Raw genomic sequence first — 15,715 nt, forward strand, 5'->3', positions numbered from 1 at the left:
GCCCCGGCGGGCGAGCACTGCCCGCCGGGGCGAATTCACCGGATGAAATCTACTGTCAAACAGTCTATTTCACATTTACCTGCGACATGGTGTCAGCGCTGACGAGCGCCTGCGGGCGATAGACCAGTGCGGCCGCCGAATTCTCGTCCGCCGCCAGGAACACCACCGCGCGCGCCTCGTCGAGCATGCCCTGCCCGGCCGCGCTCAGGTAGGCGTGCACGGGCCCGGCCGAGTACGGGTCGCCCAGGAACGGGTCGATGCCCGCGACCGCCGCCGACGGCAGGCCGACCCGGTAGGCGACCCGCTCCCGGAAGCCGGGCACCGGCGCCGGTGCCAGCAATACGGCTGCGCCGGTAGCGAATTCGCCGGGATCGAGCTTCTCCCCCTCCAGGCAGGCACGCAATGCCTGCTCCGCGAGGGCGAGCGGATCACCGACCCCGTTGCGCACGGTGAGCGCGGTGCGGCCCTCGAGGCCCGCGGCGTCCAGGTCGGCCCACGCGGTCGGCCCGCTCACCGGCGTCTCGCTGGTGTAGATCCGCCCGAACCCGCCCGCGGCCTCGGAGGCGTGCAGCAGGATGGCCGCGCCGCCCGCGGTATAGGGGAAGTCCTCGCGGTCCCGCTCGGTCGAGGGATGGGTGTCACCGGCGACGATCAGCGCGTATTCCACATCGCCGAGCCCGGTGAAGCACTGCGCCGCCATCAGCGCGTGCACCACCCCGGTGCCGCCGTTGAGCAGGTCGAAGGAGAACGCGGGCACCCGCCCGGAGGCATACTCCAGGCCGACGGACAGCCGCTTCTGGATCAGTGCGGCAACGGCGGGTTCGGCGATATTGCTGTCACGGAACACACCGGCATTGATCACCAGGCCGATCCGTTCGGGCGCGACCTCCGCCGCGGCGAGGGCCTGCCGTCCGGCCCGCGACGCCAGCTCGAAGTAGCTGCCGGTATCCGTATCGGTGCACACGGCGGCGGAAACGATTGCGGTGCTCATGAATTCAGGCCTCCAGCCGGGTGATGGTCGCGGCGAGATGCCCGGATACCACGCCGGACGCCTCGGGGATCAGCAGCACCTTGGAGCCGCGTGGAATCTTCTTCTGCGCCAGGTGTTCCCGCAACACCAGGAAATGCGAGGTGGAGGCGGTATTGCCGTATTCGGAATACACATTGAGCGCCTGCGGCATCGGGGTGTCGAAGTGCCGTTCGGTGAGCGAGCTGATGTATTCGATGGCCGGACCGCTGAACTGGTGGTGGATCCAGTAGTCGTACTTCTCGCTCTCCCAGGCCCGCCCGGTCTCCAGCAGGAAGTCGGCCATGCGCGAAATGCCTTGCAGGAAACGGGATTCACTGGCCAGCGCCCGGTTGTCGGTGTACATCGCGATGCCGGTGGTCTTGTCGCTGGGCTGCCCGATGCAGTGCTCGGCGCCGGCCGAGGTGGTCATCAGCTCGATGTAGTGGATCTCGTCGTCGTCGTTGCCCCGGTCGTCGACCACCACCGCGACCGCCGCGTCGCCGACGGTGAGCGCCGCGAACTGCGGGTCGTAGGGCTTGCTGATCTCGCGGACCGCGGTCTCGGCGATGGGCGTGATCTGCTCGCCGCTGACCACCAGGCCGCGGCGCACCACCCCGGACTTGATCATCCGGTCCAGCATCAGCACCCCGGTGATCATGCCCGCGCAAGCATTGGACAGATCGAAGTGCAGCGCCCCGGTCGCGCCGATGGCCGCGCCCAGCTGGGCGGCGAAAGACGGTGCGTAGCAGAACTGCCCGGGCCCGGTGAAGCGGGTGATGGACACCGAGATGATCACGTCCAGCTCGCCCGCGACGTAACCGGAGCGCTGCAGGCAGTCCTCGATCGCCTTGCGCGCCAGCACGAAAGACGATTCGTAATTCTCCGGATCGGAATCGTGGACGCGCCGATTCTTGATTCCGGTAATTCGTTCCAGATCCAATGCCCTCGGCACGGAAAGGCTGTTGATCACGTCTTCGGTGGAGCGAATCGTGGCGGGTGTGTACGCACCGATCGATTCGAAGCGTGTACGCATGTGGCCCCCTGCTCTCTGGACTGTGCGTGTCCGGTCGAATTTGGTTGCGACGGCCGCAATTCGGTGTCCCCCGAGCGGGCCGCGCTGATATCCCGTAGCCCCGATGCCAAGTGAAACGGTACCGTACCGAGCAGTAGCCGGATGTCACACGAGTCACACGAATCACACTGCGCCAGGCCCGGTTTCGATGCGACAGTGCTGGACAGACGCTATTCGACGGCATTCCGGCGGCGCACCCGTAGGGGGTGGAATAGGGGTACACGAAGAACCGGTGTCGGTACCCGACGACACACTAAACACGTTGTATATCAAGTGATTACGGTTCGCCACCGGTGGCGGTTCGACAGCACCGCGTGTAGCCTCACCGATACATTCATCGCATTCCTCGACAATTCACTGGGGGAAGTGTGTCGCATTCCTTGCCCACCATTTATTGGCGCGCCCTCGATCGTTTCCGCGATATCGTCGCCGCCCATCCCGAGCGGGAGGCGGTGATCTATCCCAACGGCAAGAATCGGGCCGGCCTGCCGCAGTACGAGCAACTCACCTACGCCGAACTCGACGCGTGGTCGGACACCATTGCCGAGAAGTTCACCGAGGCCGGGATCGGCCGCGGCGTACGCACCATCGTGCTGGTGCGCCCCGGACCGGAGTTGTACGCGGTCCTCTACGGACTGTTCAAGATCGGCGCGGTGCCGGTGGTCATCGATCCGGGCATGGGCATGTTCAAGATGCTGCGCTGCCTACAGGCCGCCGACGCGGAAGCCTTCGTGGGCGTGACGGAGGCGCAGGCGCTGCGCATCGTGTTCCGCGCCTACTTCCGCAAGGTGCGGGTGGCGGTCACCGTCGGCCGCTCCTGGTGGCAGGGACCCACTCTCGAAAGCTGGGGCCGCACACCGGCCGCCACGCTGCCCGACCGGGAGCACGGCCCCGACGATGAGCCGCTGCTCATCGCCTACACCACCGGCAGCACCGGTCCCGCCAAGGCGGTGATCCTCACCCACGGCAACCTCGCCGCCATGATCGAACAGGTCGACGCCGCGCGTGACCATGTACCGCCGGGCACCTCGCTGATCACCGCACCGGTGGCCGGGATCCTGGAGTTGCTGCTCGGATCCCGCTGTGTGCTACCGCCATTGATCCCCTCTCAGGTCGGCGCGACCGATCCCGCGCACGTGGTGGACGCGGTCGAGCGCTTCGCGGTGCGGACCATGTTCGCCTCACCGGCGGTGATCATCCCGCTGCTGGCGCACATCGAGGAGACCGGCGCGGTGCTGCCCACCATTCAGAGCATCTACTCCGGCGGTGCGCCCGTGCCCGACTGGTGCGTGGCCGCGCTGCGGCAGGTGCTGCCCGAGGACGCCAAGGTGTACTCCGGCTACGGGGCCACCGAGGCGCTGCCCATGGCCACCATCGAATCCCGGGAACTGCTGGGCGATCTCGTGGAGCAGGCGCATCATGGGCACGGCGTGTGCGTGGGGCGGCCCGCGCTGAACGTCTCCGCGCGCATCATCGCCGTCACCGACGACCCGCTGCCCGACTGGTCGGATGTGGAAGCGCGGAGCGCGGACCTGGCGGCCTCGCGCGGCATCGGCGAACTGGTGGTGTCCGGGCCGAATGTCAGCACCCGATACTTCTGGCCGCAGGCGGCCAACCGCATCGGCAAGATCACCGACGGCGAGGTGATCTGGCATCGCACCGGGGATCTCGCCTGGATCGACGACGCTGGTCGAATCCGGTTCTGCGGGCGCAAGTCCCAGCGCTTGGACACCGAGAGCGGGCCCATGTTCACCGTGCAGGTGGAACAGGTCTTCAACACCCTCGAAGGCGTCGCCCGCACCGCGCTGGTCGGCGTCGGCGAGCGCGGCGCGCAACAGCCGGTGCTGTGCGTGGAACTCGAACCGGGTGCCGACAAGGCCGCTGTCGAACGCGAATTGCGCGGCCGCCGTGACGAATACGACATCACGAAGCCGGTGACGGAGTTCCTGTTCCACCCGAAGTTCCCGGTCGACATCCGCCACAACGCCAAGATCGGCCGCGAGAAGCTGACGGTCTGGGCGACGAAACAGTTGGGCGGCAAGCAATGAGAACGCTGGCACTGATCGAGGTGGTCGTCCGAATGGTGGCCGACGAATGGGCCAGCCGCCACCACACCCGCCGGGAGGCACCATGCGCGCTCTGGTGACGGGAGCCTCCGGCTTCCTGGGCGGCGCGCTGGTGCGCCACCTGGTCCACGACACCGACCACAAGGTGTCGATTCTGGTGCGGCCCACCAGCAATCTGCGCGATCTGGACCCGGTGCTCGACCGCGTGGACCGCGTCTTCGGCGACCTGAGCGACCCCGAATCCCTCGACCGGGCGGCGCAGGACGTGGATATCGTCTTCCACAGCGCCGCCCGGGTCGACGAACGCGGCACCCGCGCCCGCTTCTGGGCCGAGAACACCGCCGCCACGGCTCGGCTGCTCTCGGCGGCGCAGGCCGGTGGCGCAACACGATTCGTGTTCATCTCGAGTCCGAGCGCGCTCATGGACCGTGACGGCGGCGACCAGATCGATATCGACGAGTCGGTTCCGTATCCGCGCCGGTATCTCAACTACTACTGCGAGACCAAGGCGGCCGCCGAACGCCTGGTGCTGAAGGCGAATACGCCGGAGTTCACCACCTGTGCGCTGCGCCCGCGCGCCATCTGGGGTGCGGGCGACCGGTCCGGGCCGCTGATCCGTCTGCTGGATCGGGCCGCGTCGGGCACGCTGCCGGATCTCTCCTCCGGCCGCGAGGTCTACGCCTCGCTCTGCCACGTCGACAATATCGTCGAGGCCGCGGTGCTCGCCGCCACCAGCGAGAACGTGGGCGGCAAGCCGTATTTCATCGCCGACGCCGAGCGGACCAACGTGTGGCGCTTCCTCGGCGAGGTCGCCGAAGACCTCGGCTACACGGGTCCCAGCCGCACCCTCGACCCGCGCGTGCTCGGCCTGATCGTGGAGGTCATCGAAAACCTGCGGCGCGTACCGTATCTCGCCGAGCACTGGACCCCGCCGCTGTCGCGCTATTCGGTGGCGGTGATGACCCGCTCGGGCACCTACGACACCGCCGCCGCCACCCGCGATTTCGGATACCGGCCCGTTATGGACCGCGACACCGGCATGACCGAACTGAAATCCTGGATCCGCAGTGCGGGGGTGATCGCCGGATCCACCCGCTGACCAGCGTCAGGGCGCTCTCCGCAAAAACTTGTGTTACGGCCGGTACCGGCTAGCATGGGCACTACTGCGCGAGGGCGAGTCGGTGCTGACGGCCCTCGGGGCCGCAACGCAGCACCGCACTCAATGAGGAGAGCGCCCGATGCCGGAGTTCGATTATCACGGCGTGTCCGTCGCGTACGACCATGCCGGTTCGGGTGATCCGATCCTGTTCCTGCACAATCTCGGCGGCGACCGCCACATCTGGCGCCATCAGATGCGCGCCCTGGCCGGTTCGCACAGCGTGTACGCGCTGGATCTGTTCGGCTACGGCGATTCCGACACCCCGGCGTCCGGGTACACGGTCGACAACTACCTGCGCATGGTGTCGGAGTTCATCGACGCGCACCGGCTGACCAACCTCATCATGGTCGGCAATTGCTTCGGCAGCGCGATGTCGTTGCTGTATGCCCGCCGCGAGCCGCGCAATGTCCGGGCCCTGGTGCTGTGCAATCCGCTGACCGCCGCCACGCTGGCGCCCACTCTCACCGGCCGAACCGCGGCCGTCGCCGCCCACCTGCCCCTCGACTCGCTGGCCAGGATGATCCGGTTGCCCGGTCTCGCCGCCGGTTTCGTGGTGCGCGAGCAGCTCGGCCCGCGCGGCCGGCACATGGACGCCGCCACCTTCTCCGGATTGCGCCGCCGCTGGAGCGAACCCAGCCGCCTGCTGCCGCCCGCCGCGACCACCCGTGATCTCTCGGCGCTCGCGGTGCTGGACGACTTCCGTCCGGGCCCGGGCTTCCCGCCCATCACGACCGTCTGGGGTGCGAAGAATCGTGTGCTCTCGGCGAGCGCCGGTAGCCGCCTGAACCGGACCCTGTGCCCCGCGCAGGCCATCGAACTGGCCGACTGCGGTCACCTGGTCATGCTCGAGGAGCCCGAAACCGTTACCACCGCAATCCGTTCGGCCACCCGGACCGCGCTGGCGGGCTGAGGCAGACGGCCGGAATTCTCGATCTGGTTGGAGTCTTTGCCAGATACCGTGTGCGAGATCACGTGCACGGGAGGGAGTTCGGGCGATGGGCCGATTCATCAAGGGCGACGGGTGGGACGTGGCTGCACCGCTGGGGCCGCAGTCGTTGACCTGGAAGCACTTCGGGGACATCCGGTCGATGCTGATCCTCGGCCGTGCGGGCACCCTGCAGAACATGCATCCGGTCCTGGACGCCGCGCTGCAGGAGCACTCGAACTTCTTCCGCGATCCGATGGACCGGTTCGACCGCTCCATCAAGCCGATTCACGCCATGATCTACGAACCGCGGCCGCGGGAGCACGCGGCCACCGTGCGCGACTTCCACAAGCCGATCAAGGGCAGCCACGCCGACGGCGCGCGGTATCACGCCCTGGATCCGGAGGTGTTCTGGTGGACGCACGTCACCTTCTACGAATCCATCATCGCCACCCAGGAATTCTTCGGCACCCCGCTGACCGAGGACGAGCAGCGGCAACTCATCGCCGAAGGGTTGAGCTGGTGGCGGCTCTACGGGATGAGCGAGCGGCCCGCGTTCGGGGATCACGAGAACTACCAGCGGTATTGGGAACACATGTGGCGCGAAGTGCTGGGCCGCAATACGACCACCGACTTCGCCTCCGCCATCCACCGCGCGAAAGTGCCTGCGCCACCGGGCGTTCCGGAAGCACTGTGGCGGCTGGCTCGGTTCCCGGTCATGGGCATCGGGGTCTGGATCTCCAACGCCACCATGCCGCCGCCGGCGCGTGAACTGTTGGGCTATCGCTGGACGAAATGGGATCAGGCCGCCTTCGAGGTCTTCCGCCGCGCGGTGCGCCTGACCTGGCAGCTCGCCCCGCAGCGGCTGCGCTACATTCCCGAATCCTGGTCAGGCATGCGCAAATACCGCGACGATCCGGCCGCCTACGAGCCGGTCAGCCCGCCGCCCGCACCAGCAGTGCCGCCAGCTCACGAAGCCGCGCCCTGAGTTCCGGCGGATCCAGAACGCTGAACTCGAACCCGAAATGCGTCATATAGGAGGCGATCGCGTCCAGCGAGTGCGCGCCCGTGTGCAGCACACAGGTTTTCGCGTCCACGGCCTCGAGCACACCGACCGTGGGCGCGATGCGCTCGGCGGCCGTGTCGATCGGGGCGTGCAGCAGCAGGCGGACCTGATAGCGGTAGGGGCCGGAAGTCACACCGTGCGAGACGAATTCGGCGGCGTCGGGGGCCTCGCGGGGCGTGAAGCCGGGGCCGGTCGGGATGCGCGGGGTCATCCGGTCGACCCGATAGGTGCGCCAGCCCTCGCGATCCACGTCCCAGCCGATCAGGTACCAGCGGCGACCGGTATGGACGAGGCGATGCGGTTCGGTGGTGCGACGCGAGGCCTCGCCTTCGTGGTTGCGGTAGTCGAAACGCAGCCGATGCTGATCACGAATGGCCGCGGCGATGGCGGTCAGGGTGTCGGGGTCCACCCGCGGGCCGCCCGCGGGTACGGCCACGGTCGCCTCCTGCAAGGCACTCACCCGATGCTGCAACCGCGATGGCAACACCTGCTCGAGCTTTGCCAGCGCCCGCAGCGAACTCTCCTCGATCCCGGCGATGGTGCCGCCCGCCGCGGTCCGCAAACCCATGGCCACCGCGACGGCCTCCTCGTCGTCGAGCAACAACGGCGGCAGCTTCGCCCCCGCACCCAGCCGATATCCGGCGGATCCGGCCACCGCATGCACGGGATAGCCGAGGGTGCGCAGCTTTTCGATATCCCGGCGCACCGTGCGCACATCGACCTCGAGCTGAGCGGCCAGTTCCGCGCCACTCCAATCGCGCGGCGTCTGCAGCAGCGACAGCACCCGCAGCAGACGGGCGGAGGGTTCCAACATGGCTCCGATTCTGCCCGACAGCTAGGGCGGAAAGTGTCCTAACCGGCTCCTAGCGTGGTTCTCATGAGCGATGACATCACGCCCTTCCGGATCGACATCCCCCAGAGTCAGCTCGATGACCTGCGGGCACGGCTCGACAATGCCCGCCTGCCCGCCCCGCTGCCGGGCGACGACTGGGACACCGGCGTCCCCGTGCACTGGCTGCGGGAACTCGCCGAACACTGGCGCACCGGCTACGACTGGCGCGCGGCCGAGGCCGAGCTCAACCGCTACCCACAGTTCCTGACCGAGATCGAGGGTCAACGCATCCACTTCCTGCACGTCCGCTCGGCCGAACCGGATGCGGTGCCGCTGATCATGACCCACGGCTGGCCCGGATCGGTCGCCGACTTCCTCGACATCATCGGCCCGATGACCGATCCGCGCGCGCACGGCGGCGACCCCGCCGACGCCTTCCACCTGGTCATCCCGTCCCTGCCCGGGTTCGGATTCTCCGGGCCGGTGAGCGAAACCGGTTGGAGCCGAGCCCGAATCGGCCGGGTCTGGGCCGAACTCATGCACCGCCTCGGCTACCAGCGCTACGGCGTGCAGGGCGGCGACATCGGCGCAGCGGTGAGCCCGGAGGTGGCCCGGCACGCACCGGATCGGGTGATCGGCGTGCACGTCAACGGCGGCACCAATCTGCCGCCGCCGGACGCCGTGCAGGACATGGACGAACTGACCGAGCTCGAGCAGGATCGCATCCGCCGCATTCAGGCGTTCATGCAGGAAGAGTTCGGCTACATCTCGATTCAGTCCACCCGGCCGCAGGCGCTGGCCTACGGTCTGACCGATTCGCCGGTGGGCCAACTGGCCTGGATCATGGACAAGTTCCGCGAGTGGACCCACCCGCGCAGCGTGCTGCCCGACAAGATCATCGACCGGGACCGGCTGCTCACCGACGTGATGCTGTACTGGCTCACCGGCACCGCCGGATCGGCGGCCTACGTCGGCTACAGCCATCTTGCCGATTGGGGTGTGCCGGGCGTGAATTCGGGTGTTCCGACCGGTGTCATCGCCTTCGCGCACGACGTGTGCATCCGCCGCTACTGCGAATCGTCCAACACCATCACCCACTGGGTGGACGTCGACCGCGGCGGGCATTTCGCGGCGTTGGAAGAACCCGAACTGCTGGTGGCCGACGTGCGCGAGTTCTTCCGCGGCCTGCGCTGAGTCAGGGCAGCAGCGGCCGGACCTGCTCGGCGGCGAAACGCACGAAGCCGACCGGGTCCGGTTCGTCGGCGGTGGGCTGCAGCACCACGCTGGTGGCTCCGGCCTCGGCCCAGCGGATCACCGTGTCGGCGATGGCCCGGGCGTCACCGGCGATCCCGAGATCGGGGATGGTGTCACGTTCCTTGGCCCGCAGCTCCGCGGCCACCCGCTCCTCGGCACCCGCTCCCGTAGCGGCGAGCAGATACACGACGATCGGAAAGGGCTGCGCCACAGGTGATTCCGGACGGGCAGCCCGGATGATGTCGGCGGCCGCGCGAATCCGCTCTGCCGAGGCGGAGTTGTCGAGCACCACTCCGTCGGCGGATTCCCCGACCAGCTGAATAGTTTTCGGCCCCTTCGCCGCACCCAGGATCGGCGGTGCCGCCACCGGCGGCCAGTCCAGGGCGACATCGTCGAGCTGAACGTAGCGGCCCTTCACCGTGATTCGCTGCCCGTCGAGCAAGCCACGCAAGGCCTCGAGATATTCGCGCAGCAGTGTCACCGGCGAGGCGACCCGCGCCCCCACCTGCCCCATCCAGTCCTGCACCCCGTGGCCGACGCCCCAGATCCCGCGGCCGGGGAACATCCGCTCGAGCGTGGCAATCTCCATGGCGGTGATCGCCACGTTCCGCAACGGCACCGGCAGCACCCCGACGCCGATCCGCACCCGCTCACTCCACGCCAATGCCGCTGCGGCCGTGGATATCCCGCCTTCGAGGAAACAGTCCTCCCACAGCCACAGTTCGTCGAGCCCCGACTCGTCGGCCGCGCGCACTACTTCCCGCAGCCGCTCCGGTGGATTCTGCGGCCGGAACACCGCGCCCAGCGTCGTCATGCCTCATGCCTACCAAAAAAGCAGCGGCCCGGCCTCATTCACGAGGAGACCGGGCCGCGCGGGTACGAAGGATCAGCCGAAGTGGCAAACGTAGTGGACGGGCTCGAGGACCTCGATGACGAAGCTGGAGTCGCCGGGCACGGAGAAGGTCTCGCCGCCCTTGTAGGCGGTGGCCTCGGTCTCGCCCGCGAGGGTGACGTTGCACGAGCCCTCGAGCAGCTCCATGATCTCCGGCGCGCCCGTGTTGAAGGTCAGGGTGGCGGGGAGGATGACACCGACGGACTTGCTGGTGCCATCGGCCAGCTCGATATTGTGGCTGACGCACTTGCCGTCGAAGTAGACATTGGCGCGCTTGGTGACGGTGACATTCTCGAACTTCATGCGGCGATCGTACCCGGCGACATCCGGGCAATCCGCACGGTGGGCGACCTACCCGACCGGCGGCACCGCACCCTCGGGCAGCGCGTCCAGTGCCGCGGCCGCCAAGGCCCGGCCCTGCTCGATGATCACCGCGGCCCGATGGAAATCCATGGTGCCGCAGATGTTCTGCGGCACCGAGATCAGCAGGTCCGGCGGATGCGCGGCGAGATGCTGGCGGGTGATCTGGGCGAGCATCAGATCGATGGCCCGCTGCGCCACATCCGTGGCCCGGACACTGGTCAAGGGTGGCGGCGGTTCGACGGGAGCCTCGGTCCGTCCCGCACCCAGACCGCGCCACCACTGCGTGAACCAGTTCGGTCGCGGCAGCGCGCGGTCGTAGGCCGGATCCGGCGGCCCCGACAGATCCACCCCGATGGTCAGATCCGCGGGCCCGAGCGCCATGGTCGCCACGACCGGGACCGGGTCGAGGACGCCACCGTCGACGAGCACGTGGCCGTCCACCAGCACCGGTGTGATGAATCCGGGAATCGAGATGGACGCGCGGATCGCGGCGTCCAGGCCCCCGGTCCGGAACCAGGTGGATCGCCCGGTGGTCAGGTCCGTGGCCACCGCGACATACGGGATGGCGAGGTCTTCGATGCGCAGTTCGCCGAGCATCTCCCGGATGCGATCCAGCACCTTCCCGGCCCGGATCACCCCCGGCTCACTGAACGCCGGATCCAGCAGCCGCGCCACCTCGAACTGGCCGAGAGCCGTTGCCCAGGCCGTGAATTCGTCCAGCCGCCCGGCCGCGAACAGCCCACCGACCAGCGACCCCATCGAGGATCCGGCCACCCCGACGATCTCGTACCCGCGCTCCTGCAACTCCGCGATCACCCCGATGTGCGCGTACCCGCGCGCACCGCCGCTGCCCAGGGCGAGTTTGACGCGCTTGCCTTCGGTGGCCACACCCCGACCCTACGACCCCCAGCGAATGTCCCGCAAATGTGACTCACTACTGCGCGCGGGACCGCCGGACCGAACGAACCGGCGATTATCGTCTTCTCCCATGTCCGGTGACATCGCACAGGTCCGGGTCGAGAGCGAGTTCGCGCCGCTGCGCACGGTGGTGGTCTCGCAGAGCGAATTCCGCGCCCCCGCCGACCCCGCCATGGTGGGCCCCGAGATCCCGGTAGAACCCTCCGCCGCCGACCTCATGGACGCGGTGTGGGGCAAGGACTTCGGCGCGGTCTACCCCGACAAGCAACGCCGCTGGGAGGCCGAACGCGAAGAACTCGCCACGGTCCTGCGCCGCCACGGCGTCGAGGTGCTGCGGCCACGGCTGTTCACCGGAGCCGAAAAGGCAGCCGCGGGTCCCGGCGGCTACGCCAACTTCTTCGTCCGCGACCCGTGGTTCACCGTGGGAGACCATGTGATCGAAGGGGTCCTGCAATTCCCGCACCGCCGCGACGAGATCCTCCCCAGCCGCGATCTCCTCCTCGAACGCGTTATGCCCGCCGACGCCCACTACGTCTCCCTCCCCCGCCCCGGCATCGGTCTCCCCGGCCCGGGCCCCTTCCTCGAAGGCGGCGACGTCCTGGTCCTCGGCAACGACATCTTCGTCGGCATCTCCGGCATGGCCACCAATGCCCTGGGCATCGCCTGGCTCGCCAAATACCTCCGCCCCCAAGGCTTCACCGTCACCCCGGTCCGTCTCCCCCGCCACGTCCTGCACCTGGACTGCGCCCTCGGCCTGGTCCGCGACGGTCTGCTCATCGCCTGCCCCGCCCGCCTCCCCGACGGCCTCCCCCCACGCCTGCGCGCCTGGGACCACATCGACGTCACCGAAGACGAGGCGGCTGCCATGGCCACCAACGGCCTGCCGATCAACCCCGAAACCTATGTAACCGACCCGGAATTCGAGCACGTCGGCAAACAACTCGAATCCCGCGGCATCACAGTCGAATACATCGACTTCGCCGTCTCCCGCATCTTCGGCGGTGCCTTCCGCTGCACCACCCAACCCCTGCTCCGCACCGACTAGTCGGTCCGGCCCGTTACGGTGAGGGCCCGGTCGGCATGCGGATAGATGGTTTACATGGGTTTGATAGTTTTCGTCGTCGCGATCATGACGGCGGCGTGGTGGAACGACGTCAACAACGATGGATTCGCCGCACATCCAACACAATTCGCGTTCTGCGTGGTGGGCTGGATCGTGGCCGTAGTGGCGCTCGTGATCGACGCGCGTCCGGCCCGCGTCGCACCCCGACAGCCGGATGCCGCCTCCCGCGCCGAATGGGAACGCGAACTCGCGGACCGGGAACTCGCGGATTTCCGAACCGCCCTGGGGACCATTGCCGTGCTGATCGCCCCTGAGCGACCGGCATTATCCGCCGCCGCCCGCATCGCCGTGGCGTCGGCGGAGAGCCACAGCGAGGCCCGCGCGGCTCTGCTCGACATCCTGCTCGCGCCCTCGGACGGCGTGCGGGCGCTGGCCGAACTCGATCTCGACGATACCGACAGCCGACAGTACGACGACCTCTTGCCGCCGCTACTGCGCTCGGTCGCGCGCTACAGCGGTCGTCCGCACCTCGTGCCGTTCCTCATCTACGACGAGGACCTGCACCGTGGCTATCTCGTATTCGTGACCCGCACGCGCACAACAACACTCACACGTCTCGCCGGGCAGACCGAGCTCCTGCTCTACGCGGCCGAGGTTACGCGGTAGACGTCGTAGACGCCTTCCACATTGCGGACCACGTTGAGCAGGTGACCCAGGTGTTTCGGGTCGCCCATCTCGAAGGTGAACTTGGAGATGGCGACTCGATCACCGGAGGTGGTGACCGCCGCCGAGAGGATGTTGACCTTCTCGTCGGCCAGCACCTTCGTCACGTCCGAGAGCAGACGCGTCCGGTCGAGGGCCTCGATCTGGATGGCGACCAGGAACACCGAGGACGGGGACGGTGCCCACTTCACCTCGATGATGCGTTCGGGTTCCGAGCGCAACGAATCCGCGTTGGTGCAGTCGGTGCGGTGAACACTGACCGCGCCGCCTCGCGTCACGAAGCCCATGATCTCGTCGCCGGGGACCGGGGTGCAGCACTTGGCGAGCTTGGACACCGTGCCGGGCGCGCCCGGAATCTCCACGCCCGCATCGCCTGTCGTGCGCTGCCGTGACGGCACCGTGGAAGGCGTTGACCGCTCGGCCAATTCGTTCTCGACGTCGCTGACGCCGCCGAGCTGCGCCATGAGCCGCTGCACCACGTGATGCGCGGACACCTGGTTCTCACCGACGGCCGCGTACAAAGCGGAGATATCGGTGTAGTGCAGTTCGTGGGCGAGCGCGCTCATGGCGTCGACGCTCATCAGGCGCTGCAGCGGCAGGCCCGAGCGACGGACCTCCTTGCTGATCGCGTCCTTACCGGCCTCGAGAGCCTCTTCACGGCGTTCCTTGGCGAACCACTGCCGGATCTTGGCCTTGGCGCGCGGGGACACCACGAAGTTCTGCCAGTCCCGCGAGGGTCCGGCGTTCTGCGCCTTGGAGGTGAAGATCTCGACGACCTCACCGTTCTCCAGCTGCCGTTCCAGCGCGACCAGTCGCCCGTTGACGCGCGCGCCGATGCAGCGATGCCCGACCTCGGTGTGCACGGCATACGCGAAGTCCACCGGGGTAGATTTCTGCGGCAGCGTGATCACATCGCCCTTGGGGGTGAACACGAAGATCTCCGGCGACTTCAGGTCGAAGCGCAGCGACTCCAGGAATTCCGCCGGGTCGGCGGCCTCCCGCTGCCAGTCGAGCAGCTGACGCATCCACGCCATGTCGTCGACTTCGGTGGAGTCGTTGGAGTGCTTGCCCTTGGTCTCCTTGTACCGCCAGTGCGCGGCAATGCCGAACTCGGCGGTCCGGTGCATGTCCTGGGTGCGGATCTGCACTTCCAGCGGCTTGCCGTCGGGACCGACCACTGTCGTGTGCAGCGACTGGTAGACGCCGTAGCGCGGCTGGGCGATGTAGTCCTTGAACCGCCCGGCCATCGGCTGCCACAGCGAGTGCACGACACCGACCGCGGCATAGCAGTCGCGCACCTCGTTGCAGAGAATACGAATACCGACCAGGTCGTGGATGTCGTCGAAGTCCTTACCCTTGACGATCATCTTCTGATAGATCGACCAGTAGTGCTTCGGGCGGCCCTCCACGACGGCGTCGATTCGGCTGGCGGCCAACGTGTTCACGATCTCGGCGCGCACCTTCGCCAGGTACGTGTCGCGCGAGGGCGCGCGGTCGGCGACCAGGCGCACGATCTCGTCGTACTTCTTGGGGTGCAGGATCGCGAACGCGAGGTCCTCGAGCTCCCATTTGACGGTCGCCATACCGAGCCGGTGGGCCAGCGGCGCGATCACCTCGAGGGTTTCGCGTGCCTTCTTGGCCTGCTTCTCCGGCGGCAGGAACCGCATGGTCCGCATGTTGTGCAGCCGGTCGGCGACCTTGATCACCAGCACGCGGGGGTCGCGCGCCATGGCGATGATCATCTTGCGGATGGTCTCGGCCTCGGCCGCGGCGCCCAGGTTGACCTTGTCGAGCTTGGTGACGCCGTCGACCAGGTGCGCGACCTCGGTACCGAATTCGGCGGTCAGCTCGTCGAGCGAGTACCCGGTGTCCTCGACCGTGTCGTGCAGCAGCGCCGCCACCAGCGTGGTGGTGTCCATACCCAGCTCGGCCAGGATGTTCGCCACGGCCAGCGGGTGCGTGATGTACGGGTCACCGGACTTGCGGAACTGGTGTGCGTGCTTCTCGTCGGCGACGTCGAAAGCCCGTTGCAGCAGAGCGAGATTCGCCTTCGGGTACAGCTCGCGGTGCACGGTCGCCAGCGGCTCGAGCACCGGTTTGACGGCGGCGATGCCGCGCTGACCGGTCATGCGACGCGCCAGGCGCGCGCGGACGCGACGGGAGGCGGAGGTGGGAAGGGCGGTGGAATTACGAGCGGCGGCCTGTCCATTGGACGCCGGAGTGGCGGACCCGACCTCGGGCGTTTGCCCCGAGTTCGCCTTCTCCAAATTCTGTGTCATGCCACCTCCGCTCGCGGCCTCGATCGGAAAACCATATCGGACCGTTCAACCACCCAGATCATCCACTTTAGTCCTGGAAACGGATACCGACCGG

14 protein-coding genes are annotated in these 15,715 nt (G+C 67.8%); 7 read left to right on the top strand and 7 right to left on the bottom strand.

Going from position 1 to position 15,715, the window contains the following annotated elements:
• Positions 1–64: 64 nt before the first annotated feature.
• Both ACYVN4_RS10115 and ACYVN4_RS10120 read right to left on the bottom strand, forming a co-directional pair.
• A complete protein-coding gene (locus ACYVN4_RS10115; protein WP_460719569.1) occupies positions 65–991 on the bottom strand; it encodes a hypothetical protein in 927 nt (308 codons plus the stop codon).
• Positions 992–995: 4 nt separating this feature from the next.
• Entirely contained in the window at positions 996–2,042 is a 1,047-nt protein-coding gene (locus ACYVN4_RS10120) for a 3-oxoacyl-ACP synthase III family protein (protein ID WP_460719571.1), read from the bottom strand.
• A gap of 419 nt (positions 2,043–2,461) precedes the next feature.
• Between ACYVN4_RS10120 and ACYVN4_RS10125 the strand changes: the two genes are divergently transcribed.
• From ACYVN4_RS10125 to ACYVN4_RS10140, 4 genes are all read left to right on the top strand, one after another.
• The gene (locus ACYVN4_RS10125; RefSeq protein WP_460719573.1) at positions 2,462–4,129 is read left to right on the top strand and encodes a fatty acid CoA ligase family protein; all 1,668 of its coding nucleotides are present in this window, start codon (positions 2,462–2,464) and stop codon (positions 4,127–4,129) included.
• Between the two features lie 82 nt (positions 4,130–4,211).
• Positions 4,212–5,246 (top strand): NAD-dependent epimerase/dehydratase family protein, encoded by a 1,035-nt coding sequence (locus ACYVN4_RS10130; protein ID WP_460719575.1) that lies wholly within the window; start codon positions 4,212–4,214, stop codon positions 5,244–5,246.
• Positions 5,247–5,385: 139 nt separating this feature from the next.
• Positions 5,386–6,216 (top strand): alpha/beta fold hydrolase, encoded by an 831-nt coding sequence (locus ACYVN4_RS10135; protein ID WP_460719577.1) that lies wholly within the window; start codon positions 5,386–5,388, stop codon positions 6,214–6,216.
• An 85-nt stretch (positions 6,217–6,301) separates the two neighbouring features.
• Entirely contained in the window at positions 6,302–7,219 is a 918-nt protein-coding gene (locus tag ACYVN4_RS10140) for an oxygenase MpaB family protein (RefSeq protein WP_460719579.1), read from the top strand.
• Here ACYVN4_RS10140 and ACYVN4_RS10145 read toward each other — a convergent pair.
• Positions 7,167–8,111, bottom strand: coding sequence for a helix-turn-helix transcriptional regulator (locus tag ACYVN4_RS10145; protein ID WP_460719581.1), 945 nt, complete (start codon positions 8,109–8,111; stop codon positions 7,167–7,169). The two genes, ACYVN4_RS10140 and ACYVN4_RS10145, sit on opposite strands and share 53 nt — an antisense overlap.
• A gap of 63 nt (positions 8,112–8,174) precedes the next feature.
• Here ACYVN4_RS10145 and ACYVN4_RS10150 point away from each other — a divergent pair, with 63 nt between their 5' ends.
• Positions 8,175–9,323, top strand: coding sequence for an epoxide hydrolase family protein (locus tag ACYVN4_RS10150; RefSeq protein ID WP_460719583.1), 1,149 nt, complete (start codon positions 8,175–8,177; stop codon positions 9,321–9,323).
• Position 9,324: 1 nt separating this feature from the next.
• Here the strand turns inward: ACYVN4_RS10150 and ACYVN4_RS10155 are convergent, their stop codons facing one another.
• From ACYVN4_RS10155 to ACYVN4_RS10165, 3 genes are all read right to left on the bottom strand, one after another.
• Positions 9,325–10,197 (bottom strand): LLM class flavin-dependent oxidoreductase, encoded by an 873-nt coding sequence (locus ACYVN4_RS10155; RefSeq protein ID WP_460719585.1) that lies wholly within the window; start codon positions 10,195–10,197, stop codon positions 9,325–9,327.
• A gap of 72 nt (positions 10,198–10,269) precedes the next feature.
• Positions 10,270–10,578, bottom strand: coding sequence for a pyrimidine/purine nucleoside phosphorylase (gene ppnP / locus ACYVN4_RS10160; protein ID WP_452402301.1), 309 nt, complete (start codon positions 10,576–10,578; stop codon positions 10,270–10,272).
• Between the two features lie 48 nt (positions 10,579–10,626).
• Entirely contained in the window at positions 10,627–11,526 is a 900-nt protein-coding gene (locus ACYVN4_RS10165; protein ID WP_460719588.1) for a patatin-like phospholipase family protein, read from the bottom strand.
• Positions 11,527–11,626: 100 nt separating this feature from the next.
• Here ACYVN4_RS10165 and ACYVN4_RS10170 point away from each other — a divergent pair, with 100 nt between their 5' ends.
• Both ACYVN4_RS10170 and ACYVN4_RS10175 read left to right on the top strand, forming a co-directional pair.
• Positions 11,627–12,601, top strand: coding sequence for a dimethylarginine dimethylaminohydrolase family protein (locus ACYVN4_RS10170; protein WP_460719590.1), 975 nt, complete (start codon positions 11,627–11,629; stop codon positions 12,599–12,601).
• A 54-nt stretch (positions 12,602–12,655) separates the two neighbouring features.
• Positions 12,656–13,285 carry a hypothetical protein gene (locus tag ACYVN4_RS10175; RefSeq protein WP_460719592.1) on the top strand — a complete coding sequence of 210 codons (630 nt, stop codon included), beginning with the start codon at positions 12,656–12,658 and terminating at the stop codon, positions 13,283–13,285.
• On the opposite strand, the gene ACYVN4_RS10180 is transcribed toward ACYVN4_RS10175, so the two are convergent.
• Complete coding sequence (locus ACYVN4_RS10180) at positions 13,261–15,621, bottom strand: RelA/SpoT family protein (RefSeq protein WP_460719594.1); 2,361 nt, start codon at positions 15,619–15,621, stop codon at positions 13,261–13,263. The genes ACYVN4_RS10175 and ACYVN4_RS10180 overlap by 25 nt on opposite strands.
• Between the last annotated feature and the right edge of the window lie 94 nt (positions 15,622–15,715).

This window comes from Nocardia heshunensis, assembly GCF_054782115.1.

What these genes read in the sequence shown, in the direction of transcription:
- ppnP (WP_452402301.1), bottom strand. Translation starts at nt 10,578, where the DNA reads ATGAAGTTCGAGAATGTCACCGTCACCAAGCGCGCCAATGTCTACTTC.
- ACYVN4_RS10115 (WP_460719569.1), bottom strand. Translation starts at nt 991, where the DNA reads ATGAGCACCGCAATCGTTTCCGCCGCCGTGTGCACCGATACGGATACC.
- ACYVN4_RS10145 (WP_460719581.1), bottom strand. Translation starts at nt 8,111, where the DNA reads ATGTTGGAACCCTCCGCCCGTCTGCTGCGGGTGCTGTCGCTGCTGCAG.
- ACYVN4_RS10155 (WP_460719585.1), bottom strand. Translation starts at nt 10,197, where the DNA reads ATGACGACGCTGGGCGCGGTGTTCCGGCCGCAGAATCCACCGGAGCGG.
- ACYVN4_RS10120 (WP_460719571.1), bottom strand. Translation starts at nt 2,042, where the DNA reads ATGCGTACACGCTTCGAATCGATCGGTGCGTACACACCCGCCACGATT.
- ACYVN4_RS10175 (WP_460719592.1), top strand. Translation starts at nt 12,656, where the DNA reads ATGGGTTTGATAGTTTTCGTCGTCGCGATCATGACGGCGGCGTGGTGG.
- ACYVN4_RS10150 (WP_460719583.1), top strand. Translation starts at nt 8,175, where the DNA reads ATGAGCGATGACATCACGCCCTTCCGGATCGACATCCCCCAGAGTCAG.
- ACYVN4_RS10170 (WP_460719590.1), top strand. Translation starts at nt 11,627, where the DNA reads ATGTCCGGTGACATCGCACAGGTCCGGGTCGAGAGCGAGTTCGCGCCG.
- ACYVN4_RS10135 (WP_460719577.1), top strand. Translation starts at nt 5,386, where the DNA reads ATGCCGGAGTTCGATTATCACGGCGTGTCCGTCGCGTACGACCATGCC.
- ACYVN4_RS10140 (WP_460719579.1), top strand. Translation starts at nt 6,302, where the DNA reads ATGGGCCGATTCATCAAGGGCGACGGGTGGGACGTGGCTGCACCGCTG.
- ACYVN4_RS10180 (WP_460719594.1), bottom strand. Translation starts at nt 15,621, where the DNA reads ATGACACAGAATTTGGAGAAGGCGAACTCGGGGCAAACGCCCGAGGTC.
- ACYVN4_RS10130 (WP_460719575.1), top strand. Translation starts at nt 4,212, where the DNA reads ATGCGCGCTCTGGTGACGGGAGCCTCCGGCTTCCTGGGCGGCGCGCTG.